At 60.1% G+C, this 24,414-nt stretch carries 22 protein-coding genes and 1 tRNA gene; 14 read left to right on the top strand and 9 right to left on the bottom strand.

Annotation, left to right across the window (positions count from 1 at the left end; all coding sequences use genetic code 11):
• Window positions 1–26: 26 nt before the first annotated feature.
• The 7 genes from murA (at window position 27) to yacG (ending at window position 3,958) form a co-directional block, all read left to right on the top strand.
• Entirely contained in the window at window positions 27–1,316 is a 1,290-nt protein-coding gene (murA, locus tag HF949_RS06680; protein ID WP_292899242.1) for a UDP-N-acetylglucosamine 1-carboxyvinyltransferase, read from the top strand.
• 20 nt (window positions 1,317–1,336) lie between these two features.
• Window positions 1,337–1,783, top strand: a complete 447-nt coding sequence (locus tag HF949_RS06675; RefSeq protein WP_292899240.1) for a DUF2948 family protein — start codon at window positions 1,337–1,339, stop codon at window positions 1,781–1,783.
• Between the two features lies 1 nt (window position 1,784).
• Entirely contained in the window at window positions 1,785–2,270 is a 486-nt protein-coding gene (locus HF949_RS06670; protein ID WP_292899238.1) for a UPF0262 family protein, read from the top strand.
• A gap of 37 nt (window positions 2,271–2,307) precedes the next feature.
• Entirely contained in the window at window positions 2,308–2,754 is a 447-nt protein-coding gene (locus HF949_RS06665; RefSeq protein WP_292899236.1) for an arsenate-mycothiol transferase ArsC, read from the top strand.
• Window positions 2,755–2,881: 127 nt separating this feature from the next.
• On the top strand, window positions 2,882–3,100 hold the full coding sequence (gene infA / locus HF949_RS06660; RefSeq protein WP_006200926.1) for a translation initiation factor IF-1: 219 nt from the start codon (window positions 2,882–2,884) through the stop codon (window positions 3,098–3,100).
• 26 nt (window positions 3,101–3,126) lie between these two features.
• The gene (locus HF949_RS06655) at window positions 3,127–3,759 is read left to right on the top strand and encodes a Maf-like protein (protein ID WP_292899234.1); all 633 of its coding nucleotides are present in this window, start codon (window positions 3,127–3,129) and stop codon (window positions 3,757–3,759) included.
• 1 nt (window position 3,760) lies between these two features.
• A complete protein-coding gene (gene yacG / locus HF949_RS06650; RefSeq protein ID WP_292899232.1) occupies window positions 3,761–3,958 on the top strand; it encodes a DNA gyrase inhibitor YacG in 198 nt (65 codons plus the stop codon).
• A 144-nt stretch (window positions 3,959–4,102) separates the two neighbouring features.
• Here yacG and HF949_RS06645 read toward each other — a convergent pair whose 3' ends face one another.
• A complete protein-coding gene (locus HF949_RS06645; RefSeq protein WP_292899230.1) occupies window positions 4,103–4,405 on the bottom strand; it encodes a DUF1127 domain-containing protein in 303 nt (100 codons plus the stop codon).
• Between the two features lie 158 nt (window positions 4,406–4,563).
• Here HF949_RS06645 and HF949_RS06640 point away from each other — a divergent pair, with 158 nt between their 5' ends.
• From HF949_RS06640 to HF949_RS06630, 3 genes are all read left to right on the top strand, one after another.
• A complete protein-coding gene (locus HF949_RS06640) occupies window positions 4,564–5,526 on the top strand; it encodes a LysR substrate-binding domain-containing protein (RefSeq protein ID WP_292899229.1) in 963 nt (320 codons plus the stop codon).
• Window positions 5,527–5,594: 68 nt separating this feature from the next.
• Window positions 5,595–7,166 carry an exodeoxyribonuclease VII large subunit gene (xseA, locus tag HF949_RS06635; RefSeq protein ID WP_292899228.1) on the top strand — a complete coding sequence of 524 codons (1,572 nt, stop codon included), beginning with the start codon at window positions 5,595–5,597 and terminating at the stop codon, window positions 7,164–7,166.
• A gap of 89 nt (window positions 7,167–7,255) precedes the next feature.
• Complete coding sequence (locus HF949_RS06630) at window positions 7,256–8,359, top strand: diguanylate cyclase (protein WP_292899226.1); 1,104 nt, start codon at window positions 7,256–7,258, stop codon at window positions 8,357–8,359.
• Window positions 8,360–8,380: 21 nt separating this feature from the next.
• On the opposite strand, the gene HF949_RS06625 is transcribed toward HF949_RS06630, so the two are convergent.
• From HF949_RS06625 to HF949_RS06610, 4 genes are all read right to left on the bottom strand, one after another.
• Complete coding sequence (locus HF949_RS06625; RefSeq protein ID WP_292899224.1) at window positions 8,381–8,665, bottom strand: hypothetical protein; 285 nt, start codon at window positions 8,663–8,665, stop codon at window positions 8,381–8,383.
• A 73-nt stretch (window positions 8,666–8,738) separates the two neighbouring features.
• On the bottom strand, window positions 8,739–9,353 hold the full coding sequence (locus HF949_RS06620; RefSeq protein ID WP_292899223.1) for a hypothetical protein: 615 nt from the start codon (window positions 9,351–9,353) through the stop codon (window positions 8,739–8,741).
• Window positions 9,354–9,516: 163 nt separating this feature from the next.
• Window positions 9,517–9,593: transfer RNA gene (locus HF949_RS06615), tRNA-His, on the bottom strand.
• 206 nt (window positions 9,594–9,799) lie between these two features.
• A complete protein-coding gene (locus HF949_RS06610; RefSeq protein ID WP_292899221.1) occupies window positions 9,800–10,255 on the bottom strand; it encodes a phasin in 456 nt (151 codons plus the stop codon).
• 351 nt (window positions 10,256–10,606) lie between these two features.
• Here HF949_RS06610 and HF949_RS06605 point away from each other — a divergent pair, with 351 nt between their 5' ends.
• From HF949_RS06605 to HF949_RS06595, 3 genes are all read left to right on the top strand, one after another.
• Window positions 10,607–14,071, top strand: coding sequence for a PAS domain S-box protein (locus HF949_RS06605; RefSeq protein WP_292899219.1), 3,465 nt, complete (start codon window positions 10,607–10,609; stop codon window positions 14,069–14,071).
• Between the two features lie 168 nt (window positions 14,072–14,239).
• A complete protein-coding gene (locus HF949_RS06600; RefSeq protein WP_404933724.1) occupies window positions 14,240–15,298 on the top strand; it encodes a Fe(3+) ABC transporter substrate-binding protein in 1,059 nt (352 codons plus the stop codon).
• Window positions 15,299–15,388: 90 nt separating this feature from the next.
• On the top strand, window positions 15,389–17,086 hold the full coding sequence (locus tag HF949_RS06595) for an ABC transporter permease (protein WP_292899217.1): 1,698 nt from the start codon (window positions 15,389–15,391) through the stop codon (window positions 17,084–17,086).
• A gap of 304 nt (window positions 17,087–17,390) precedes the next feature.
• Here the strand turns inward: HF949_RS06595 and HF949_RS06590 are convergent, their stop codons facing one another.
• Window positions 17,391–19,349, bottom strand: a complete 1,959-nt coding sequence (locus HF949_RS06590; RefSeq protein ID WP_292899215.1) for an acetoacetate--CoA ligase — start codon at window positions 19,347–19,349, stop codon at window positions 17,391–17,393.
• A gap of 305 nt (window positions 19,350–19,654) precedes the next feature.
• Between HF949_RS06590 and HF949_RS06585 the strand changes: the two genes are divergently transcribed.
• The gene (locus HF949_RS06585; RefSeq protein WP_292899213.1) at window positions 19,655–21,502 is read left to right on the top strand and encodes an AsmA family protein; all 1,848 of its coding nucleotides are present in this window, start codon (window positions 19,655–19,657) and stop codon (window positions 21,500–21,502) included.
• A gap of 16 nt (window positions 21,503–21,518) precedes the next feature.
• Here HF949_RS06585 and HF949_RS06580 read toward each other — a convergent pair whose 3' ends face one another.
• Genes HF949_RS06580 through HF949_RS06570 form a run of 3 tightly spaced genes read right to left on the bottom strand, consistent with a single transcriptional unit; the run spans window position 21,519 to window position 24,403 of the window.
• The gene (locus HF949_RS06580; RefSeq protein WP_292899211.1) at window positions 21,519–22,343 is read right to left on the bottom strand and encodes an ABC transporter permease; all 825 of its coding nucleotides are present in this window, start codon (window positions 22,341–22,343) and stop codon (window positions 21,519–21,521) included.
• 2 nt (window positions 22,344–22,345) lie between these two features.
• Window positions 22,346–23,257 carry an ABC transporter permease subunit gene (locus HF949_RS06575; protein ID WP_292899209.1) on the bottom strand — a complete coding sequence of 304 codons (912 nt, stop codon included), beginning with the start codon at window positions 23,255–23,257 and terminating at the stop codon, window positions 22,346–22,348.
• 6 nt (window positions 23,258–23,263) lie between these two features.
• On the bottom strand, window positions 23,264–24,403 hold the full coding sequence (locus tag HF949_RS06570; protein WP_292899207.1) for an ABC transporter ATP-binding protein: 1,140 nt from the start codon (window positions 24,401–24,403) through the stop codon (window positions 23,264–23,266).
• Window positions 24,404–24,414: the final 11 nt, after the last annotated feature.

Raw genomic sequence — 24,414 nt, 5'->3', positions numbered from 1 at the left:
GAAATGCGCCCGGAAAGTGAGAACGGATGGATCGCATACGCATAACCGGCGGCAACGCGCTTAACGGCACGCTGCCCATATCGGGCGCCAAGAACGCCGCCCTGCCGCTCATGATCGCGTCGCTGCTGACCGATGACACGCTGACGCTCGATAATGTACCGCATCTGGCGGATGTGGAGAGCCTGATCCGCATTCTCGGAAATCACGGTGTCGACTATTCGGTGAATGGCCGCCGCGAAAACCAGCAGAAGGGTTATTCGCGCACCATTCATTTCACCGCGCGCAGCATTGTTGACACTGTCGCGCCCTATGAACTCGTCTCGAAAATGCGCGCGAGCTTCTGGGTCATCGGCCCGCTTCTGGCGCGCATGGGCGAGGCGCGTGTTTCGCTGCCCGGCGGCTGCGCCATCGGCACACGTCCCGTCGATCTCTTCATCGACGGCCTGCGCGCGCTGGGTGCCGAGATCGAGATCGAGCAGGGCTATGTGCATGCGAAGGCCAGGAACGGTCTCATCGGCAGTCGCTACGTGTTCCCAAAGGTTTCGGTTGGCGCCACGCATGTCCTGATGATGGCTGCCGCGCTCGCAAAGGGTGAGACCGTTCTGGAAAACGCGGCGCGCGAACCCGAAATCGTCAACCTGGCCGACTGCCTCAATGCCATGGGTGCAAAAATTTCAGGCGCCGGGACGGACACGATCAGGATCGATGGCGTGTCGAGCCTTTCGGGTGCGCGCCACCGGGTCATTCCCGATCGGATCGAGACCGGTACCTATGCGATGGCCGTGGCGATGACCGGCGGCGACGTGATGCTGGAAGGCGCGCAGGCAGATCTTCTGGAATCAGCACTGGGAACTCTGGAGCAGACAGGTGCCGAGATCACCCGCACCAACACCGGCATCCGCGTGCGGCGCAATGGCGGCGGCATCAACCCCGTTGACATCACAACCCAGCCCTTCCCCGGTTTCCCCACCGATCTGCAGGCGCAGTTCATGGGGCTCATGACGATGGCCAACGGGCGCTCGCACATCACCGAAACCATTTTCGAAAACCGGTTCATGCATGTGCAGGAACTGGCGCGCCTCGGCGCGAAGATCTCTCTTTCCGGCCAGACCGCGGTCGTTGACGGCGTTTCGCAACTGCGCGGCGCCCCGGTTATGGCAACCGATCTGCGCGCATCCGTCTCTCTCGTGATTGCCGCCCTTGCCGCAGAGGGACAGACGGAAGTAAACCGGGTTTATCATCTGGATCGGGGTTTCGAACGGCTGGAGGAGAAACTCTCCGCCTGCGGTGCTGCGGTCGAGCGTATCTCAAGCTGAACCTGACGGGCGCAATGGTCATGGATTTTCTCAAGCTCGTAGCGCTCGACGATGTCGATCTGGGTATCCTGTCCGCACATTTGCAGGATGCCGTCATTAAGGTCGGCGATCTGGCTTTCGAGCCCTCGAACCGGCGGTTTGCCGTCGCCTGCAACCGGTTTGTGTGGGAAAATGAAACCAAACGCAGCTTCCTGCGCAAGACGCCGCATGAACGCCGTCGCTGCATTGTCCACTTTGACAGGGTGCTGCATGTGCGCGCGGCAGGTATCGACCGCGGCCGCTCCGCCGACGTTCTGTCTCTTCTGGCGCTTAACTTCATCCCATCCGGGCAGGCTCCGGCCGGCGTCGTCGAGCTGATCTTTTCCGGCGATGCCGCATTGCGGCTCGATGTCGAATGCATTGAAGCACGACTGACCGACCTCGGCGCGGCGTGGGAGACGCCAAGCCGACCAAGACACGACGTCTGACATGGCTTGTCAGGACTCCGATACGGCACGTTTGATCGATGTCGAACTCGATGAGTCCGTTGGCCGCGGCACACCGGATATCGAGCATGAACGTGCAGTGGCCATTTTCGACCTCGTCGAGGAAAACAGTTTCAAGCCGGTCGGCGACACCGGCCAGGGACCTTACAAGCTGAAATTGTCGCTCGTTGAGGCCAGACTCGTTTTCGCCATTTCGCGGGAGAATGACGAAGCGGTGGTCACACACATTCTCTCGCTCACTCCGTTTCGCCGCATCGTCAAAGACTATTTTCTGATCTGCGAAAGCTATTACGATGCCATCCGCAGCGCGACACCCAGTCAGATCGAGGCGATTGATATGGGACGACGCGGTCTGCACAACGAGGGATCGCAAACGCTGATGGACCGCCTGAAAGACAAGATCGAGGTGGACTTCGATACAGCTCGGCGGCTTTTCACACTGGTTTGCGTGCTGCATTGGCGGGGCTGACACGTGGCATCGGGGCCGCATCCATGGGAGCGCGACCGTGAACCCCGGCGCCGCAGACAAACCGCGTGCGCCGCAGTCGGTGCTGTTTTTGTGCGGTATGAACGCGATCCGGTCGCCCATGGCAGAAGCTCTGGCGCGTCATTTGCTGCCGGGCAGCGTGTTTCTGGCCTCGGCGGGCCTCCGCGCCGGCGAGCGCGATCCCTTTGTCGATGCGGTTCTGGATGAACAAGGGATTTCACTCGGCGAGCGCCAGCCGCAATCCATCGAGGAGCTGGCCGACACCAATTTCGACCTGATCATCACCCTGTCGCCGGAGGCCCATCACCGCGCGCTCGATATGACCCGCACGATCGCGGCGGATGTCGAATACTGGCCGACAATGGACCCCACCGTTGTCAGCGGTACGCGCGATCAGATCATCGCCGCATACCGGGATGTGCGCGACCGGTTGGCCGCATCCATTGCGCAGCGCTTTGAAACATGAAACAAAACCGACACAAATTGGCGTTTGCCGGGGTTTGGCTTGTTCACAAAGAGTGATGAATGAGCTAGGTTCCGCGCCAAATTCCGGTCGTCGACCGGGAAAATCTTTAACAAGCTGAAGGTAACGGATGCCAAAGGAAGAAGTCCTGGAGTTTCCAGGCGTGGTCACCGAACTGCTGCCCAACGCGATGTTTCGCGTCAAACTGGAAAACGAACACGAGATCATTGCCCACACTGCCGGGCGCATGCGGAAGAACCGCATTCGCGTTCTGACGGGTGACAAGGTGCTCGTCGAGATGACGCCCTATGACCTTACCAAGGGTCGCATCACCTACCGCTTCAAATAGAAACCGATGCGGTCGGTGAAATAGCAATGAGCGCACTGCAGAAACTCGTGCTGGCTTCCGGCTCACCCCGCCGCGTCGAGCTCCTGCAGCAGGCCGGCCTCGAACCTGATCGCCTTGCTCCTGCAAACATTGACGAAACGCCGCTCAAGAGCGAGCACCCCCGCTCACTTGCCAAACGCCTCGCACTCGGCAAGGCAGAGAAGGCATACGAACGCCTCAAGAAAGATGGTGAAGCGGAAGGTTGCTATCTGCTGGCCGCGGACACGGTGGTCGCTGTCGGGCGCCGCATTCTGCCCAAGGCCGAGATGGTGGACGAGGCCTCCAACTGCCTGCAACTTCTTTCCGGGCGCACGCATCGTGTCTACACGGGGCTTTGCGTCATCACACCTTCGGGGAAGGTGCGCCAGCGCCTTGTCGAAACGCGCGTCCGCTTCAAGCGTCTCTCGCATGAGGAACTCGAAAGCTATCTGGCGTCCGGCGAGTGGCGCGGGAAGGCAGGGGGTTACGCCATTCAGGGGCTGGCCGGAACTTTCGTGGTCAAACTTGTGGGCTCGTACTCCAATGTAGTGGGCCTGCCGCTTTACGAGACTGTCAATCTGCTGGTGGCGGAGGGATACAAGGTCCATTTCAACTGGCTTTCGGGTGCCGGAGCTCGTTAGAATGAACCAGAACCTGTCTGAGAAAATCACACCGCTTCGTCCGAAACGCCCCTGCCCTGAATGTAACAAGCCTTCGGAACGCGCATTTTATCCGTTCTGCTCGAAACGCTGCAAGGATGTGGATCTCAATCGCTGGCTTTCGGGCAGCTACGCGATCCCCGGTCGCGCGGTCGATGAGGAAGACGGCGACCCCGCCTGATCGATCCTTTCATTCCACTCCGTTCAATAAAAAAGCCCGGTCCAGAGGACCGGGCAATGTGCAGGCTGCCGGGGGGAACCGGCCTTGCGGGAGTCATGCCTGCATAGGGAGAAAAATCTCTGTGCTGTCAGGTTTTCGCGGCTGTCATTTCTTCGGAGCAGTCCCGCCGTGGAGCGCCGCCATTCGCGCGCGTTCATATGCGATTTCCTGCAAGGCTTGCGTTGCGAGCTTTCGCGGGGCCCTCAGGGCCACCATGTCCACGTCGCTTCGCGTCAGACCGATGTCGGCGAGCTGCCAGTCGGACATTTCCGAGAGATGTCGCATCGCGGTTCGCGCCCGCCAGTAATTCGTTGCTTTGGCCAGAATAGACACCGTGATCGCGCGCACCACGCCGGCCGGCTGCTCAACAGCGGTCATGGCGAAGGTCTGGGTCTCGGCGCGGGTCATCGTTCTGATCCTTTGTGTCTTGAACGAAAATGATGAGCGGGCATCCCGATGAAACCGACGGGCCCGTCTCGTGAACGGTTGCAAACTGACAAACTGTTATTGATTAGTCGAACGAATGTTTCTAATCTTTATTATCAACATCTATGATAGGTTTTGCCATGGCTGCCCCGCTCGACCTCGACCAGCTTTCGACATTCATCGCAATTGCCGACACGGGAAGCTTCACCCGCGCGGCCGAGGAAGTACACCGCACCCAGTCGGCAGTCTCCATGCAGATGCGCCGTCTTGAAGAGCGGATCGGCAAGGCGCTTTTTCAGAAGGATGGCCGGACCAACCGGTTGACAGAAGAAGGCGAGCGGCTGCTGACCTATGCGCGCCGCATGTTACGCCTCAACCGCGAGACGCTGGCGGCCTTCGATGATGCCAGCCTGGAGGGCCATATCCGGATCGGCACGCCGGACGATTATGCCGACCGCTTCCTGCCCGAGATCATGGCGCGCTTTTCCCGCTCCAATCCACGTGTCGAACTGTCTGTTGCGTGCGAACCCACGACCAATCTTGTCGAGCACATCAGGCGCGGAAACCTTGACCTGGCGCTTGTGACCCATGACGATTCCAAGGGTGGTTCGGAGCCAGTTCGGCGAGAGCCGGTGCTTTGGGTGAGCTCGGCAAACCACACGGTGCACGAACGCGAGGTGCTGCCTATGGCGTTCGGACGGCCCAACTGCCTGTGGCGACGCACCGCCTGCGCAGCGCTGGAGGAGGAAGGCCGGCAGTATCGCGTACTCTTCACCAGTTTTTCGGCCACGGTCATTGCCACTGCCGTTCTTTCCGGCCTCGCGGTCTCTGTCTTGCCGGAATGCGCTCTGCGGCCCGGCATGCGTGTTTTGGGCGAGGCCGATGGTTTCAAGCCCCTGCCCGATTGCCATATCGGGCTGATGCGCGGTCATACCGGGCAGGTGGAGATCATCGATGCGCTCGCACGGCATATCAGCGAGAGCCTCGACAACCTCTCCGTCCCGGCATTCATTGAAGAAAGCGGCAGCTTCGACTTTCAGGGCGCGTTCCTCAATTCGCGCAGCAAGCGCCTGCGGCCCGGGCAGGTGTTGCACGGCTGGTAGGAGAGCATGTGGATTGATTTGCCCCGCGGGCTTGACCCTGCGGGTGCGGCCCGTCTCAATTCCGTACCATGAACACATCCCGCCCAGCCGATTCGCAGAGCAATGTCGCGGAATTTTCCGTCAGCGAGATTTCCGGTGCGCTGAAACGCACCGTGGAAGATGCGTTCGGCCATGTGCGTGTGCGCGGTGAAGTTTCCGGCTATCGCGGTCCGCATTCTTCCGGCCACGCCTATTTTGCGCTCAAGGACGACCGCGCGCGGATCGAAGCCGTCATCTGGCGCGGTGTTTTCTCCAAGCTCAAATTCCTCCCGCAGGAGGGTCTGGAGATCATCGCCACCGGCAAGCTCACCACCTATCCGGGCTCTTCGAAATACCAGATTGTCATCGACAGCATCGAGCCGGCTGGCGCCGGCGCGCTGATGGCGCTTCTGGAAGAGCGGAAGAAGAAGCTTGCTGCCGAAGGGCTGTTCGACGACAGCCGCAAGAAGCCGCTGCCCTTCATGCCGCGTGTCATCGGCGTGGTCACCTCGCCCACCGGCGCTGTCATCCGCGATATCATCCACCGGATTTCCGACCGCTTTCCCGTGCACGTCATGGTCTGGCCCGTGCGCGTGCAGGGAGAAACCACGGGGGATGAAGTGTCGAACGCCGTGGCCGGCTTCAATGCATTGCCCGAGGAAGGCCCTCTGTCCCGGCCGGACCTTCTGATTGTCGCGCGTGGCGGTGGCAGTCTTGAGGATCTGTGGGGCTTCAACGACGAAGCGGTGGTGCGAGCCGTTGCCGCTTCCGATATACCGGTCATCTCCGCTGTCGGTCACGAAACGGACTGGACGCTGATTGACCTCGTCGCCGATAGGCGCGCGCCCACACCCACGGGTGCTGCGGAAATGGCGGTGCCGGTGAGGGCGGAACTGGAAGCATCGCTGGCACGTCTTTCAGCACGTCTCAAAGGTGCGATTTCCCGTGAAGGAGATCGCAAACGACAGGCCTTGCGGGCGCTTTCACGCGCCCTGCCTTCGCCGGACCAATTGCTCGCCCTGCCCCGGCGGCGCTTTGACGAGGCGGCGGGGCGCCTCGGTCGTGCCCTGTCGGCAGCGACACAGCGCAAGCGTATTGCTTTCAACAGCCTGCGCCTTTCGCCCGCGACTCTAGAACGCCGTTTGAGCGAGGCGAGGCGACGCACAAGTGTCTCCCGCGAGCGGCTGCCGGGTGTTTTTCTCGCACTGGTCCGGGCCCAGCGAACGCGCTTCGACCGCGATGCGGCTCGCGTGACTCCCCTTGCGCTCAACCAGCGTATCGCCCACTGGCGAGATCGCCTTGTTCAGACGGGACGGCGCGCGGACACACAGGTCGATCTGGTTTTGAAGCAGGGGCACGCCAGCGCGGATCAGGCCATGCGGCTTGCCAGGTCTCTGTCTCACGAAGGTGTACTGGAGCGTGGGTTTGCGCTGGTGCGGGGGCCCGATGATCTACCGCTGAAACGTGCGAGCGACATCCAGCCCGGCCTCGAACTGCAAATCCAGTTCGCCGACGGCATGGCACGTGCCGTCGCCGCCAGCGATGGCCGCAAGGCCGCAGCGAGCGCAAAGAAAAGCAAAGCTCCCGGGGATGGGCCGAAGGGCCAGGGCAGCCTCTTCTAGCAATCATGCAGGAGGCCTGTGAAAGGGTCCCGCTTCCTTTACCCCATGGAAACCTTGAAGGCCTACCGTTCCGGCAGAATGAGGACGGTATGATGACGACAGCGCTGTTGGTTTCCGGCGTATTGCAGAATTTGGGGATCGCGGCTATCGCTGCATTGTTTTACGATATTGTCCTTCGCAGTTGCCCTACACCGGGTGTACGTCACACGCTGGTTGCGTTTGTTTTCGGTGCCGGTGCCGTCGGCTCAATGATGCTGCCGGTCGAAGTCGCCCCCGGAATTATCTTCGATCTGCGCAATGCGTTCGTCATTCTCGCGATGACCTTTGGTGGATGGCTCGCCGTCGCCGTCACCACACTCGCCGCTTTTTCTTACCGGTTGTGGCTGGGTGGGGCCGGCGCGCTTCCCGGCGGTGTCGGCATATTGATGTGCGCGAGTGCCGGCATCGCTTTCGCCCTTTATTTCAAAGGCCGGCGAAATGGCCTCTTTTCCTTCGCGATGCTCGGTCTCTTCTGCGCTGCTTCGCTGGTCTCGATGTTTCTTCTGCCGTTTGAAACCGCGATGGGAATATTGAAGAAGGTCGGTCCCGTCATGCTGGTCATGAACATTCTGGGCACGATGATCGTCGGGGGCATCGTTGATCGACAGAAGCGACAGTTCGAACGCGAGAGCGTCCTTAGCCAGGAAGCTTCAACGGATTCCCTGACACGCCTCGCAAACCGACGCGCCTTCGATCTGCGAGGCCCGGACCTGATGGAGACCGCCAACCAGCAGGGCGATGCCTGTGCACTGATGCTTATCGATATCGATCATTTCAAGCAGATCAACGATGCGCATGGACACGATGTCGGCGACAAGGTTTTGCAGCATCTTGCCGTTCTTGTTCGCTCGAATGTGCGCAAGACGGATCTGGTGGCACGGTACGGCGGCGAGGAGATCGCCCTGGTTCTACCCTCGCACGACGCCAAACGCGCGTTCGGCCTTGGTGAGCGGCTTCGCAAGGCCGTCGCCGGCACCCCCTATCGCCACGAGGGTAAGCTGGACATCACACTGAGTGTGAGCATTGGCCTGTACGCAAGCGATGGCAGCACTGAATCCGAAGCGTTCACGACTGCCTTCAAACGCGCAGACATGGCACTCTACCGCGCCAAGGAAGCGGGCCGCAACCGCGTCGAAATCGCCTTGGCGGCCTGAAAGCGCCGCCCCTCGAACGGTTCAGCGACGACCGATACTTCGCCATCTCTGCAGCAGTTCCGCTTCCATGCCCTTGAAGCAGAAATAGAAGATCACGATCAGCAGTCCCCTCGCAAGAATCGAAAGAAACTGCAGGAGACCGCCATCCGCAATGCCCATCAGGCCGTGTTTCAGGATGAAATCCAGATTTGCCATGGCGATGTTGACAAGCTGAAATGACAAAAAAGCTGTGGCGAAGGCACACAGGGACATTGCCAGAAACAGTGCCAGCCAATGGTAACGCGACAGTCGAAAAAGATCTCTCATCCCTGTCTCCGTGTTCCCACAACCGCCGCCCGCGGTACACGGCTCTGCCCAGCCGAATGACCAGAATTTGTCCCTAGAAGCGCCGGCGCGCGACGCCGATAATCATCAGGCTGCCGCCGATCACGGACGTGGCTTCCCACGCGGCCGTGTTTATGGCGATCATCGCGCCAGCCCCAACCAGTTCAATCGCATCATCTGCTAATTTTTTGCGCTCTTCCGGCGAGGCCCGGATCGCGTCATTCCGCGCCCTCTCAGCATAGCCGCAGCAGATCTCTCTGGAGACCCTGAACAAACGGTCCAGATCTTCGGTTTCGGCAATCCATCGCTCCGTGTCGGCGGTATGCGCAACGATCTCCCGGAGCGTCGCAAGAAGTCTGACAGCCACCTGCTCTTCCATCTGGGATTGGACGAGAAGCGCACGCTCGCGTTGGGCAAATCTCTCGAAGAACCCACGGAAATCCTCGAGCCATCCGGGCGCTTCGGTGTCCACCGTGCCGCGCAGGGCGACCACCTCTTCCAGATCCCGCGCGTATTCCGGATCGGCCAACACCTCCGAAAAGGTTTGACAGCCGATCTCCAGGATTTCAGCAAGCTGCTGGTTTGAAATCGGCTGATCGGGTGGCGGAAAACTCAACCACATCTGGTTCGTGGCCATTGTCCAGAATCTCGCGTCGACCAGAACGCCCATCTCAACCTCCCTGCTTAAGGCATGGGATAGTCTGGGAGAACCATCAGCGATCGGCAAATGATAAAAAGGCGTAGACCGTCAATGCCTGACAAGCCAGCCTTTACGCCAAAACAGCCATTCACGTGTAGCGCGGAAGAAAAGGAGCGGAAGGATTTTTGAGAAATGGTACGGTTGGGTGGATTCGAACCACCGACCTCAGGAGCCACAATCCTGCGCTCTAACCAACTGAGCTACAACCGCACACGTCCGGTACACACGACCGGTGACCGGCGTCCGCGTCAATACGGGCAAATGATCGCTTTTTCAAGCCAAAAGAACAAAAGAAAAAAGACCGGGGGGAGGATCCCGGTCTTTTTCACAAGGGACCGAAGGGAGGAGGTTTCGGACCCACTCGGCAGCGACGGGAGGAGGAGTGCGCTGCCGGACTTTCTTTAGCGCTAAACGCCTCAGGCGACGCGCAGTTCCTTGACTGTTTTTTCGAAGACATCCTTCATCGGCTTCGCAACCGTTTCGGCCGACTTCTGCGAGGTGGCCTGGAAGTCCTTCATCTGATCCACAGCGACTTCCATACGCTTGCGCATGAAGTTGCTCTGCATCTCGATAAGTTCGGCGAAGGAACGGGCGCCAGCCAGAGCCTCAAGATGGGCCAGATTGGCTTCGGTGCCCTCGCGCAGCGCGGCAATCGACTTGGAGGTAAACTCATTGCCAGCCGATTTCGCGTTTTCGAAGGTAGCCTCGAGAGCCTTCTGGGTCTCTTCAGCATTCACCTTCATGCGGGCATAGACTTCTTTCGTCTGCTCGGCGCTCTTTTCAGCGAAGGCGCGAAACTGCTCGCTCGCCTGCGTCGCGTCAAACGTTGGGAACTCGACCGTTCCGTTGTCTTTCTGCGTGGTCTTGGTCATATCCAAGTTCCTTTGGTTCTCGTTCATGGCGGTCTCCGTCTGGTTGACACCCGCCCGACAATTCATGACCCCTATATAGCACCGCTTATTGTGCATTGCAACATTTCTGTTGCGATGCAGCATTCATAACCCTGCGCGGTTAACCAATCAGATAGAATTCGTGGCAACGGGCCCCAGGCATTTGTGGACCTCGCGGCCACATGCTTTTATTAATAAGGTGTTAACGTCGTTGTCGGGATGCCGCGTTCTGCGGTTGAGGATGGCAGCCCGATGCTGTTTGAACCGTTGCGATTGCCGTGCCCTGCGAATCTCCGGCCGGCCCGCGTGAAGAAAATTGTCTGGCTCGTTTGAATGGCGTCTGTCTCATATTCCTTTGTTGATATTGCGGTTTTGGATCAGGTGCGTGAACGCTTTGCCGCTGGCGATGCCCTGCTCATCCTCACCACCGCACTCGACACGGTAATCTGGGCGAACGGCCCCGGGGCAGCGCTGATCGGCCATCGCAACATCGATGAAGCCATCGGCGCCGAAAGCGGCCTGGCCACGACAATCCGGCGCCAGATCTCCGCAACACCGGGCTTTCCGAGAATTTCCGGGGAACGCGCCGTCGCTACCCGCCTTGGGCGCGGTGTCAGATCTCCGATCGTTAATCTGAGCGCGTCCACGATCGTGTTGCCCGGCGGCGAGGCGGCCATATTGCTCGCGTGCAAGGCAAGCTCGACCCGCATGCGCGACGACAGTTTCCGCGCGGCAGCCGCGGTGCAGGGCTTCGACGCGGCCGACCAGTTTGCCGCTCTCGTCGATGAACATGGTTTCATCGCGGCCGCTTCCAACAATTTTGAGGCGCTTGGCATTGAACGCGAGACGCTGCGTGCGCTCGTCGCGGAAGTGCGCGATGAGAAAGACCGGCTGGTCAAGCGAATGGTGGAAGGTGGCGCGCGCCGCCGCCCCGCCGCCTTCGCCAAGCTCACTGATGAACCAGCCTGGCATCTGCTCGTGGTCGTCGATGAGCAGAACGCCCCCCTGCAGCAGGACGAGCCTTCGGCTCCGGAACTGGTTTTCTCTGGCGAAGATGCACCGTCCACCCAGCCGGATGTTACCCATGCCGGATATTCATCGACGAACGGTCCCGAGCCCTTGTCGCAGGTGAGGGAGTTCGGTCTCACGCCGACCACGCCTCCAATGTCGCCGCCCCCAAAGGCTGACGGCCAAGACATCGACGACGACCCAGAGACGGAAGAGACGCCGGCCAATGTAGAAAACGTTGCCGTCGCCCCTGTCGAAGACGAGGCGGAAGCTTCAGCTGCGGCAGCGCCTGTCGAGCGGCCCAGGGGCACGGTCCGCTTTGCCTGGCGCACGGACGCGGAAGGCCGTTTCACCGCCTTGTCCGATGCTTTCGCCGAGGCTGTCGGCCCGGCGGCAGCCGATGTCATGGGCCGCCGGTTCCGCGAAGTGTCCAATGCGTTCGGGCTTGACCCCGAAGGGCGAATTTCGGCGCTGCTGGAACGTCGCGACACCTGGTCGGGGCGAACTGTGATGTGGCCTGTTGAAGGCACCGACCTCAAGGTTCCCGTCGATCTGGCCGCCCTTCCCATTTATGGTCGTGGCCGCATTTTCGAAGGCTTTCACGGGTTCGGTCTGGCGCGTATGAACGACGCGGTGACAGACCCTGAGGGGATTGGTCTCGTACTCGCACCCGGCGCGCCCCTGCCCTCGCGCGATGAGGCAGAATTTACTGCGACGGAGCCTGCCACGCCGGAAGAGAGCCAGGAGCCAGTGCCGCACGAAGACGAAGAGCCGGCAAGCGCCCTGGCGCAACCCGTCAGTTCCGACGTGGAAGCCGAGGTTCCTACAACAATCCAGCCCGCGCAGGAAACGGACGTAGCGCCACCCGAGCAGGTGAAGATCATCCGCCTTGCCGAACACCGCACTCCATCGGTTTCGGAAGGCGGATTGTCCCCAACGGAAACCACGGCCTTCCGGGAGATCGGTGCGCGTTTGCGCCAGGAAAGTCTTGCAGAAGGGAATGTCGAGAAGCGTGACACGCCTGCAGACGAAGCTTCCCCGGAGGGGATTGAACCGGTGTCGGAAAGCGCCCCGGTCGAGACGGCCGCTGCTTCCGACACTGGAAGCGCGGTAGACACCGCACCAGATCAACAAGAGCCTGTGGCAGCGGCGACAGATGATATAGCCGATCTGGAGACCGCGGAAGCCGACAATCCACCTCCCGCTCCGACGGCATCGCCGGCAATCCTGCCCTCTGCATTTTACACGATGCCGGCAGACAGTGACGAGAACAGCCCCGGGTTGCTGGCCGGGCTGCCGTTGCCGATCCTCATTCATGCGGGAGACAGGCTCCATTACGCCAACAAGGCGTTTTTCGACCTGACCGGTTATCCGGATCTGAATGCGCTTGAGGAAAGCGGTGGCCTCGACGCGCTTTTCCCGGAAAGCTACGAGGTTTCACAGTCCCCAACCGATGCCCAGGCGTTGATAATTCGGACCGCTCAAGGGGACGAGCACGATGTACATGCGCATCTGCAATCCGTTCCCTGGCGCGGTGGGAAGGCCCTCCTTCTCGCGATACAGCCAATCGAAAGCGAGATGAACGCTTCTGCCGCAACGGCAGAGACCAGCGCGGCTGATACCCAGGCTGAGGCGGTGAACGACGCCGAGCTCGAAGCGCAAACAGCCGAGCTACAGATGCATCTGGCCGAGATGCGGGCGATCGTCGACACGGCGACGGATGGCGTGGTTGTCATCGATAATGACGGCAATGTCCGCTCCACCAACCGGCCGGCGGAAGCCCTTTTCGGCTTTGACGCCCAGGACGTGACCGGTAAACCCTTTACCGCATTGTTTGCCATCGAGAGTCAGGGAGCTGTGCGCGCGCATCTTGAAAGCCTTTCTGACAACGGCGTTGCCAGTGTTCTCAACGATGGTCTGGAGGTGATCGGACGCGAGGCGCAGGGACGCTTCATCCCGCTCTTCATGACGATCGGGCGCCTGCCCCACAGCAGCGGGTTCTGCGCCGTGCTGCGCGATGTCACGCAGTGGAAACGCGCGGCGGAGGAGTTGACCCAGGCGCGCGCCGAGGCCGAACGCGCTTCCTCGCAAAAAACCGAATTTCTGGCGCGCGTCAGCCACGAGGTCCGCACACCGCTGAACGCCATCATCGGCTTTTCAGAGTTGATGCTCGATGAGAAATTCGGCCCGATCGGCAATGACCGCTACCGCGACTATCTGCAGGATATCAATCGTTCGGGCAATCATGTGCTCGACCTCGTCAACGATCTGCTCGACATTTCCAAGATCGAGGCCGGCGAGCAGGAAATGCACTATGAGGCCGTGTCCCTGAACGATGTGCTCGGCGAAACCGTGGCCATGATGCAGCCGCAAGCCAATCGCGAGCGTGTCATCATTCGTTCGAGCTTCGCCTCCAATCTGCCGGATGTGGTGGCCGATCCGCGCAGCGTTCGCCAGATCGCGCTCAATCTTCTGTCCAATGCGGTGCGCTATACGCCCGCCGGTGGACAAGTGATCATATCGACGGCTTACAGCTCGGACGGCTCGGTCGTCATTCGCGTGCGTGATACTGGCATTGGCATGAGCCCCGCAGAGGTCGAAGAGGCGCTGAAACCTTTCAAGCAAATCAACAGCTTGAAGCGCAAGCGCGGTGACGGCACCGGTCTCGGTCTGCCGCTGACCCGCGCAATGGTGGAAGCCAATCGTGCCGCCTTTGCCATCAATTCCGTGCCAGGTGAAGGAACGCTGGTTGAGGTTTCTTTCCCGCCGACGCGTGTTCTCGCCGACTGAACCTCCGGTCAGAAAAGATGACATTTGCAGTTTAGAATATTTCTAAACTAATGATATTGTTTGTATTTTTCTTGACGCACGATGTTTTTTCCGCGAGATGTCCCCGCATTGCGGAGCAATCGCTGCGCATTCCCTGGGACCTTTAATCCCACAGGTTTGGAGACACCAATGCTGACAAACAAACTGATCGCTGCCCGCGCCGGTCTTGCCGCGCTCGTTGCAGCAGGAACGCTTGCCACCACTCTGCCTGCGGCCCAGGCCGAGGGAACGGTGAACATCTATTCCTACCGCCAGCCCTTCCTCATCCAGCCGCTGCTGGACGCTTTCACCGAGAAGACCGGGATCGAGACCGAAGTCCTGTTTCTGGACAAGGGACTTGAAGATCGCATTGCGGCGGAAGGCTCCAACTCGCCGGCAGATGTCATCCTGACCGTCGATATTGGTCGCCTGATGAACGCCAAGGAAAAGGGCATCACGCAGCCCGTCGAGGACGAGACCGTCAATTCCGAAATTCCGTCCGAGTTCCGCGATCCGGAGGGGCACTGGTTCGGTGTCACCACGCGCGGCCGCGTTGTCTACGCCTCCAAGGAGCGCGTCGAGCAGGACACCATCACCTATGAAGAGCTTGCCGATCCCAAGTGGAAGGGCAAGATCTGCATGCGCAGCGGCCAGCACAATTACAACATCGCCCTGTTCGCCTCCATGATCGCCCATCACGGCGAGGAGAAGGCGGAGGAGTGGATGAAGGGCCTCAAGGCCAATCTCGCACGCAAGCCGAGCGGCAACGACCGGGCGCAGGCGCAGGCGATCTATGCCGGTGAATGCGATCTGGGCATCGGCAACACCTATTACGTCGGCCTCATGATCAACAATGAGAAAGAGCCGGAGCAGAAGGACTGGGCCGCTTCGATGAAGGTCCTCTTCCCAAATTCGGAAGATCGGGGCACCCACGTCAACATTTCCGGCATGGCCATGGCGAAGCATGCGCCGAATCGCGACAAAGCGCTGGAGCTGATGCGCTTCCTGGGCAGCGCCGAAGCGCAGTCGATCTATGCCGAGACCAACTATGAGTATCCGGTTCTTCCCGGTGCCACGGTTTCTGAAACCGTGCAGTCCTTCGGCAAGATCAAGCCGGACAGCCTGCCGCTCGCCGAGATCGCAAAGAACCGCAAGGCGGCTTCCGAGATGGTCGATCGCGTCGGTCTCGATGACGGTCCGGCCAGCTGATCCATCTTTAAGACGCAAAAGCCGGGTCCTTTGCGGGGCCCGGCTTTTTGCTTTTGCGGGTAAACCCGCCGCCATATCGCCTCTGTTGCCATGACCCTCCAGCCAGCGCCGACAGCTCCCCTTCGTGAACACCGCTTTCCCCGCGTTCGGGGAGAGAAGCACGGTGTCGCGCGGCTCGGCAGTCTCATGATCGCGCTGGCGGTCATGCTTCCTGTCGCCACGATCCTCTTCGTCGCGCTTTCCGGATCGGGAGAAGCCTGGCCTCACCTCCTGCGCTACGTCTTGCCACAATCGCTTGGCACGACACTCGTTCTGCTTGGACTTGTCGCCATCGGCACGGCGGTTATCGGTGTCGGATCGGCCTGGCTGGTGGTCGGCTACGAGTTTCCGCTGCGCCGGCTTCTCTCATGGGCACTGGTGCTGCCGCTCGCGGTTCCCACCTATCTGGCTGCCTACGCCTTTGGCGAGTTCTTTCACTATGTCGGCCCCTTGCAGACAGCGCTCCGCGCCGTCTTCGGCTTCGAAAGCGCGCGCGACTACTGGTTTCCCGACATCCGCTCCACCTGGGGCGCGGCTCTTGTGGTGACGTCTGTCACCTTTCCCTATGTCTATCTCACCGCCCGCGTCGTCTTCCTCATGCAGGGACGAAACATTGCCGATGTGGCGCGCACGCTGGGCGCGCGGCCGGCGCGCGTCTTCTTCCGCATCCTGTTGCCTGTCGCCCGCCCGGCCATCGTCGCCGGCCTGGCGCTGGTCATGATGGAAACACTAAACGACATTGGCGCGGTGGAGTATCTCGGCGTTCGCACGCTCACGCTCTCTGTCTACGCCACCTGGCTCAATCGCGGGAGCCTCGAAGGGGCCGCCCAGATCGCTTCCGTGATGCTGGTAATCGTGTTTCTGCTTCTGACAGCCGAACAATGGGCGCGGCGCAAGCAACGTTTTCACAGCGCCCGCGGCACCCAGATGCATGCGCGCCCACCCCGTCTGCCGCTTCCCGGTTTCAAAGGCGGTCTCGCCACCGGCGCTCTCATCCTGCCCATCCTGTCGGGCTTCGGCGTGCCGCTTTTCGTTTTTGGCCGCTACGTCTCGAAGCGGCTCTACCAGTTTGCGGATCCACAGGTTCTGCAGGCGTTCCTGACCAGCGTTACGGTGGCCGGCATCACCGCGATCGCGACCGTCGTCATCGCGCTACTGCTTCTCAATGCCATGCGCCTCTCGCGCTCGCCCTACACGATGGCGCTGGTGCGGCTTGCTTCGATCGGATATGCCCTGCCCGGCACGATCCTCGGCCTTGGTCTGCTTCTCTCTCTCGCTGCTATCGACAATACGATCGACAACGCCGCACGCACCTATGGCGGCTTTTCCACCGGCCTTTTCCTGACCGGGACTGCGGCTTCCATTGTCATCGCCTGCACGATCCGTTTTCTGGCGCTGGCTGAAAGCGCGGTTCGCTCGGGGCTGGAAAAGCTACCACCCAATCTGGATCAGGCTGCGCGCAGCCTAGGCAAGACAGCAAACCAGAGCGCTCTGACCATTCTCCTGCCGCTTCTGAAACCTGCTATTCTGACGGCAGCCATCCTCGTCTTTGTGGACACGGTGAAAGAGCTTTCGGCGACCATTCTGCTGCGTCCCTTCGGCTTCCGTACGCTCGCAACGCATGTTTATGAAAATGCGTCTCGCGGCGTCGTGGAAGACGGCGCAGTCGCCGCGCTCCTCATCATCGCCACGGCCATTGTGCCGGTCATTCTTCTGTCGCGCCCGCTCATGCGCGACCACAACACCTGACCCCCTATCAGGAAGCTGAATTGATCCATTGTTGCGCCCGTATGGGCGGAGAGAAATCCGGGCAAAAAAAAAAGCGCCCGGGAAAGGGCGCCTGAAGGATCTTGAATGCTGTCAAAAACGGGGCTTGGCGAACATCTGCATGAACAGTCGGAACCTGTGTCCGGCTCGTCAAGTTAGCCGACACTATCGCGGGCAAACCCTTAACAGAACCTTACCGACTCGCAGAGAAATTTACCGAAATGTACCACTTGTGAAGTCTCGGTAAATTTCGGCGTTACCATTTGTTTACCATGTCAAGCCGGGTTCAGGCGCGTAGCTCGGGAATATCGCGGTAAAGATCGAGCGCTTCGGGGTTGGCGAGCGCTTCCCTGTTCTTCACAGAGCGTCCGTGAACGATGTCGCGCACGGCAAGCTCGGTTATTTTGCCGGATTTCGTGCGTGGGATGTCCGCCACTGCCACAATGCGTGCCGGCACGTGACGCGGGCTTGCCCCTGTTCTGATCTTGGTGCGGATCGTCTTTTCCAGCGCCTCGTCGAGCCTCACGCCTTCGGCCAGCCGCACGAAAAGGACAACGCGCACATCGTCTTCCCACTCCTGTCCGATGCAAATCGCCTCCAGGATTTCCGGCAACTGCTCGACCTGATTGTAGATCTCCGCCGTGCCGATGCGCACGCCGCCGGGGTTCAGCGTCGCGTCGGAACGGCCATGAATGACAATGCCGCCATGCTCCGTCCATTCGGCAAAGTCGCCGTGGCACCACACATTGTCGAAGCGGTCGAAATAGGCTGCATGGTATTTTTCGTCCTGCGGGTCGTTCCAGAATCCGATCGGCATGGCCGGAAAGGCGCGGGTACAGACGAGTTCGCCCTTGCCCATTTCAAGGGGTCGCCCTTCATCGTCCCAGACCTCGACAGCCATACCCAGCCCCGCCGCCTGAATTTCGCCGACCCAGACCGGCAAGGTGGGCACACCGAGCACAAAGCAGGAGACGATGTCTGTCCCGCCCGAGATCGAGGCGAGATGGATGTCTTTCTTGATACCTTCATAGACAAAGGCGAAGTTCTCCGGCGCTAGGGGCGAGCCGGTCGACGATATCGTCTCGACAGTCGAAAGATCGTGGGTTTCCATTGGCTCCAAGCCGGCCTTGCGCACCGCATCGATGAACTTGGCAGACGTGCCGAAATAGGTCATGCGTTCGGCATCGGCATAATCGAAGAGCACATTACCGTCCGGATGGAACGGAGACCCGTCGTAAAGCAATAGAGTGGCCTCAGACGCCAGCCCGCTCATCAGCCAGTTCCACATCATCCAGCCGCAAGTGGTGAAATAGAACAAGCGGTCGCCGGGCTTTAGCCCGGCATGGAGACGGTGCTCCTTCAAATGCTGAAGAAGCGTACCGCCCGCCGAATGGATAATGCATTTCGGGACACCGGTCGTGCCGGATGAAAACAGGATGTAAAGCGGGTGCGAAAATGGGAGGCGCTCAAATGCAAGCTCACCATCCTCATAGCGCTCCACAGCCTTGCCGTAAGCCTCGGCCTTGCCGATCTTTGCAGCGGACTCTTCCGCATGACCCAGATAGTCGACGATCAATGCCAGCTTCACGCTCGGCAGTTTGTCGAGGACCGCAGCAATCTTGTCTGAAACATCAAAAGATTTACCGCCATACCAGTAGCCGTCGGGCGCGATGAAAATGGTTGGCTCGATCTGACCGAACCGGTCGAGAACACCCTGAATGCCGAAATCGGGCGAGCAGGACGACCACACGGCACCAAGCGACGTGGCAGCAAGCATCGCCGCGAGCGTTTCGGGCATGTTGGGCATCATCGCCGCCACGCGGTCGCCGGCTTTCAGCCCCCGGTCGCGAAAGAGCTGCTGGAGGCGCGACACCTGCGCGCGCAGAGCATCCCAGGAGAGCCGGCGCTCGACCCTGTCTTCGCCACGAAAGACCACCGCGTCATCACTGCCCGACCTGCGCAACAGATTCTCGGCATAGTTCAGCCGCGCATCCGGGAAAAATGAAGCTCCCGGCATTCGGTCTCCGTTTTCCAGAATGCGCGCGCCCTTGTCGCCGATAACACCGCAAAAATCCCAGACGAGAGACCAGAACGCTTCACGGTCCTCTATGGACCAGGCATGGAGCGCATCGTAGTCGGTCAGGTTACGGCCAGCCACCTTCTCCGCTTGTCTGGCGAAAGCCGAGACCGGCGCTTCGGTCTTCCGCCCCTGAGATGGTGTCCAAAGTGGCTCCGTTGCCCTCATTCTTTCCTCCTCGCTGCCCTCCAGGCGTTTGCTCTTCTTATGCATTTCCGCCCCGGAACGGCAATGGCCTGTTCGGAAACAATTCCCGTATCGTGCATCAAACCCGGCCAGGCGTTGCAGAAAGCGGTGCAATACCTTTCCACGACGCGACAAGTCCTTGAATTGCCATACGTCATGTTTAAACCCGTAAAGAGCTGTGAAGTCGGTTTGCCGGCATAGCTATGTCGTGGCATTCCCGGCCACCAAGTTGACAGCGTTCAGTCTGGCCGCAAAGTCGCCGGGCGGAACGTCGAGGATGAGGTTCCATGCCCTCGTCGGCAATGAAGAAAAGCATTTGGGCTCTTTTGATCGCCGCCGTGATCGCGGTGTTGGTGGTCGTTTGCCTGCCAATCCTGGCCTCCACGCAGATTGTGCGTGACAGCGTGGCCCAGCAGCTCAGTGCCTGGAGCGGATATCGCATTCGGCTGGACGACGCCCCTCAAATCCGTGTGTGGCCTTCCTTCAGCGCAGTGCTCAACGATGTTGTCCTGTCGGACTGGAACAACGATGGCGCGCCCGTTATGGAAGCCGAGCGTGTCGAGATCGACCTTTCCGCACTAGCAGCCCTGCGCGGCAAGGTCGTATTCACCAAGATCCGGCTCGTGAGGCCCGTGCTGCGGCTTGACGATACGGATGGCGTCATGCGCGTTCCGACCATACCCAATTGGGGTAAGCTCGCACAGTCTGTGGAGATGGCCCGTGAACTGCTTGTCGCCAATCCCGCGACGCCTGACAAGAGTGCACTGCCGAACGACAGTTTTGCGATGGTTGAAGTCGAGGATGGTCGGGTTATCGCGCTCAACGGAGCCAACAAACCGCCCTTTCTGAGCGGCCTTACCGGGACCTTCAACTGGCCCGCCCTCAACCGCGCGGCCAACCTGTCTGCCAGAGGTATCTGGCATGGCGAAAGCCTCTCCATCGACGCCTCGACCGACGAGCCTCTCTTTTTGCTCGCAGGCGGCAAGACCGCTCTTTCGCTTTCGCTAAAAAGCGCGCCGCTGACGCTTTCCTTCAAGGGCGAAGCCGATCTGGTCGACAACGCCTTCGTCAACGGCACTCTGGAAAGCTCGGCTCCCTCTCTTCAGCGTGTGCTGGAATGGACGCTGCTCGAGGACTGGCCGGGCAGCACGATCAAGGCCGCGAAACTTCGCAGCACCATCATAGGCGATGCCAAGCGCATCAAGTTCGAAACCACCGAGTTCAGCCTGGGGGACAGCAACGCGACCGGTGTTTTCGATGTGGCGTTCAATGATCCGCGCCCGACCATTTCCGGTACGCTTGCCTTCAACGCACTTGATCTCGGCACGCTTTTGAAAACCCTTGCGCCCGAACCCGACGCACCGGCGCAGGCTGTTGCGGCTTCCTGGGCCCATGATCTCAATTTTGATCTTCGCCTGTCGGCTACGCAGGCATCCGCCGGATCCGTATCGATGAGCGATGTGGCCGCGACCGCGCAGGTTCGCGACGGGCTGGTGAGCCTCGATATTTCCGACGCCACGGCTTTCGGAGGCATGCTTCAGCTCGGTGTCCGCCTCGACAATGTTGAGGGCCGAGATCATGCCGAGCTTCGCATTGCGGCCGAGAACATCGACGGCGGGCTGATGGGGGAGAAGCTTCATTTCACGGCGTTCATGCCGAAAGCCAAGGGTTCGTTCTCGGTTTTCCTCAAAGGACATGGCGAAACGCTCAATGAGGTTCTGGAGACATCCGACGGCTCCATATCGGCGAGCTTCGGTAAGGGCAGCATTGTCGGCCTCAATCTCGAGACCTTTCGGGAGCACAATGACAAGGGCAGCTTTTTCCCCTTGCAGGATATCGCCGATGGCGAACTAGCCATCGAGGGTGCGGATTTGAAGGCCACTCTGGCAGGTGGCATTGCGTGGATCGACACTGCGGAAGCGCGCCTGACCACCGGAGAAAAGATCACGCTTGGCGGGCTGGTTCCGTTTGCAGGCCGGGGCATTGCCCTTTCCGGAAGCATTATGCCGCGAGAAACTCCTTCCAGCGGGGAGACTGCCGCAGAAGAAGACACTCCGGATCAGGGACCGCGCGAAACCTTCTTCGTCGGCGGCTCCTGGAACGCACCCTTCATCGCACCGTTTCTGATCGAATAGCCGGCCTGCGCCTGGCTCAGCCAGCCACTCTTATGGCCGCCTGCTCGTCGCGGCGCCGCTGAACTTCCTGCCGCTTGGTGACGATCGAGGCGGCGATGACGCCCAGCGCCACAATCCCGATCAAAATGGTACAGACCGCATTGATCTCCGGTGTAACGCCGAGCCGTACCTGGCTGTAAATCTTCATGGGCAGCGTCGTTGCACCAGGGCCGGATGTGAAGCTCGCAATCACAAGATCATCAAGTGACAAAGTGAAAGCCAGCATCCAGCCCGAAATCACCGCCGGCAGAATTACAGGCAGTGTGACCTGGAAAAACGCTTTCGCCGGCGTTGCACCAAGATCGAGCGCGGCCTCTTCCAAGGACTGATCAAAGCTCATCAGGCGGGATTGAACCACCACCGCAACAAAGCACATGGAAAAAGTGATATGCGCGATTGTGACCGTGAAAAACCCGCGATCGAAATTGATCGCCACGAACAGAAGCAGAAGCGACAGGCCGGTGATGACTTCCGGCATGACGAGCGGTGCAAACACCATGCCGGAGAAAAGAAGCCGCCCACGAAACCGCGTATAGCGCGTCAGGGCAATGGCCGCCATCGTGCCGAGCACGGTTGCCACCGTGGCCGACAGGAAGGCGACCCGCGCCGTCACCCAGGCGGCGTCCATCAGGCCCCGATTTGAGAAAAGCTCCACATACCATTTCGTCGAGAAGCCAGCCCACACCGTGACGAGACGCGACTCGTTGAAGGAATAGATCACCAGAAGAAGGATCGGCAGGTACAGAAAGGCAAAGCCCAGCACCAGCGACACGATGTTGAAACGTCCCCAGCTTCCGGCCATGGCTAATTCCCCGCCTCGCGTGAGCGCGCCTGTGAGCGCTGGAAGAGCATGATCGGCACGATCAGGATCAAAAGCAGGATCACCGCGACGGCAGAGGATACCGGCCAGTCGCGATTGTTGAAGAACTCGGTCCAGAGTGTCTTGCCGATCATCAGGGTCCTCGATCCGCCGAGCAGATCGGGAATGACGAATTCGCCCACCGCCGGGATGAACACCAGCATGCAGCCGGCCACCACGCCGGGCAGCGACATGGGGAACGTCACTTTCCAGAACGCGGCCATGGGCGGGCAACCGAGGTCACGCGCTGCCTCGATCAGCGATCCGTCCATTTTTTCCAGCGTCGAATAGAGCGGCAGCACCATGAAGGGCAGATAGGAATAGACAATGCCGATATAGATGGCCGTCGTGGTGTTGAGTATGACGAGCGGCTCGTCGATCAGCCCCAGGAACATCAGGAACTGATTGAGAAGCCCCTCCGGTTTCAGGATGCCGATCCACGCATAAACGCGGATCAGGAAGCTGGTCCAGAAAGGCAGGATCACCAGCATGAGGAGCGTCGGCCTGATCGAGGCCGGTGCACGCGCCATGCCATAGGCGATGGGATAACCCACGGCCAGCGTGATCAGGGTCGAAACCGTGGCGATCCAGATGCTCGAAAGATAGGCATTCACATAAAGCGGATCATCGAACAGCCAAAGATAATTGCTGAACGAAAGCGCGCGGAGTTTCTCGAAAAACGCCGAAAATCCGGCGAAAAGGTCGAAAACCGGCTGATAAGGCGGCATGGCGAGTGCCGGTTCCGAAAGCGAAATCTTGAAGACGATCAGAAAGGGCGCAAGGAAGAAGACAAGCAGCCACAGATAGGCCAGCGCGATAACGAAACGGGCGGCGATTGCTGAGACGAAACGCGCCATCGTGAGCTACCGCGTCAGCACGACGCCGGCATCGGCCGGAAAAGATATCCAGGCGCGGTCATGCCATGTCAGCACATCATCCACCGCACGACTTCGGTTGATGCTGCTTGCCTTTACGATACGGCCGTCATCCAGCTTGACGTGGTGAATGGTCATGTCGCCGAGATAGGCGATGTCCCAGACCTCTCCCTCAACCGCGTTGATCGCACCTTCCGGTCGGTTGCGGGAAATATCGATCTTCTCGGGCCGGACGGCGAACCACACATTCGCACCCTTCTCGGCGCCCGCGCCATTGAGCACCGAAAGCTCGAACCCCGATGCATCGGCTATGCGCGCACTCTCGCCGTCGGATGCAGTGACGGTTCCCTCGAACATGTTGATGGAGCCGACGAAATCAGCAACGAAGCGCGAGTTCGGTGCCTCGTAGATCTCCGCTGGGGTGGCCACCTGAATGACCTTGCCCCTGTCCATCACGGCAATGCGGTCAGCCATCGTCATGGCCTCTTCCTGATCGTGGGTAACGACCATGAAGGTGAGGCCAAGATCATATTGCAGATCGACCAGTTCGAACTGCGTCTCCTCGCGCAACTTCTTGTCGAGCGCGCCAAGGGGCTCGTCCAGAAGTAAGAGCTTGGGCCGTTTGGCGAGCGATCGGGCGAGCGCCACACGCTGGCGCTGACCGCCCGATAGCTGATGCGGCTTGCGCTTGGCAAAGGGCTCAAGCTTCACCAGTTTCAGCATGGCAGCAACCCGGTCGGCGATCTCGTCGGCCGGCATGCGATCCTGCTTCAGGCCAAAGGCGATGTTCTTTTCCACCGTCATATGCGGAAAAAGCGCATAGGACTGAAACATCATGTTGACCGGCCGCCTGTGCGGGGGAATGCCCGAAAGGTCCTGCCCGTCAAGGAAGATGCGGCCGGAAGTGGGCTGCTCGAACCCCGCCAGCATGCGCAGAAGCGTGGTCTTTCCGCAGCCCGAAGCGCCCAGGAGCGCGAAGAACTCGCGCTCGTAGATGCTGAGGGACAGGTCATCGACCGCCGTGAAATCGCCGAACGTCTTGGTGACATTCTCGAACGAGATATACGGCTTCGCCTGGGGATCGGCCCAGGGTGCGAAGCTGCGACGTGTGCTGCCGAGCGACTTCATCGGCGTCCCCT

The sequence above is a fragment of the Nitratireductor sp. genome (genome assembly GCF_017794765.1).
Lineage (GTDB): Bacteria > Pseudomonadota > Alphaproteobacteria > Rhizobiales > Rhizobiaceae > Nitratireductor.
Note: the sequence above shows the minus strand (reverse complement) of the source record. Positions and strands in the feature narration are given on the sequence as shown.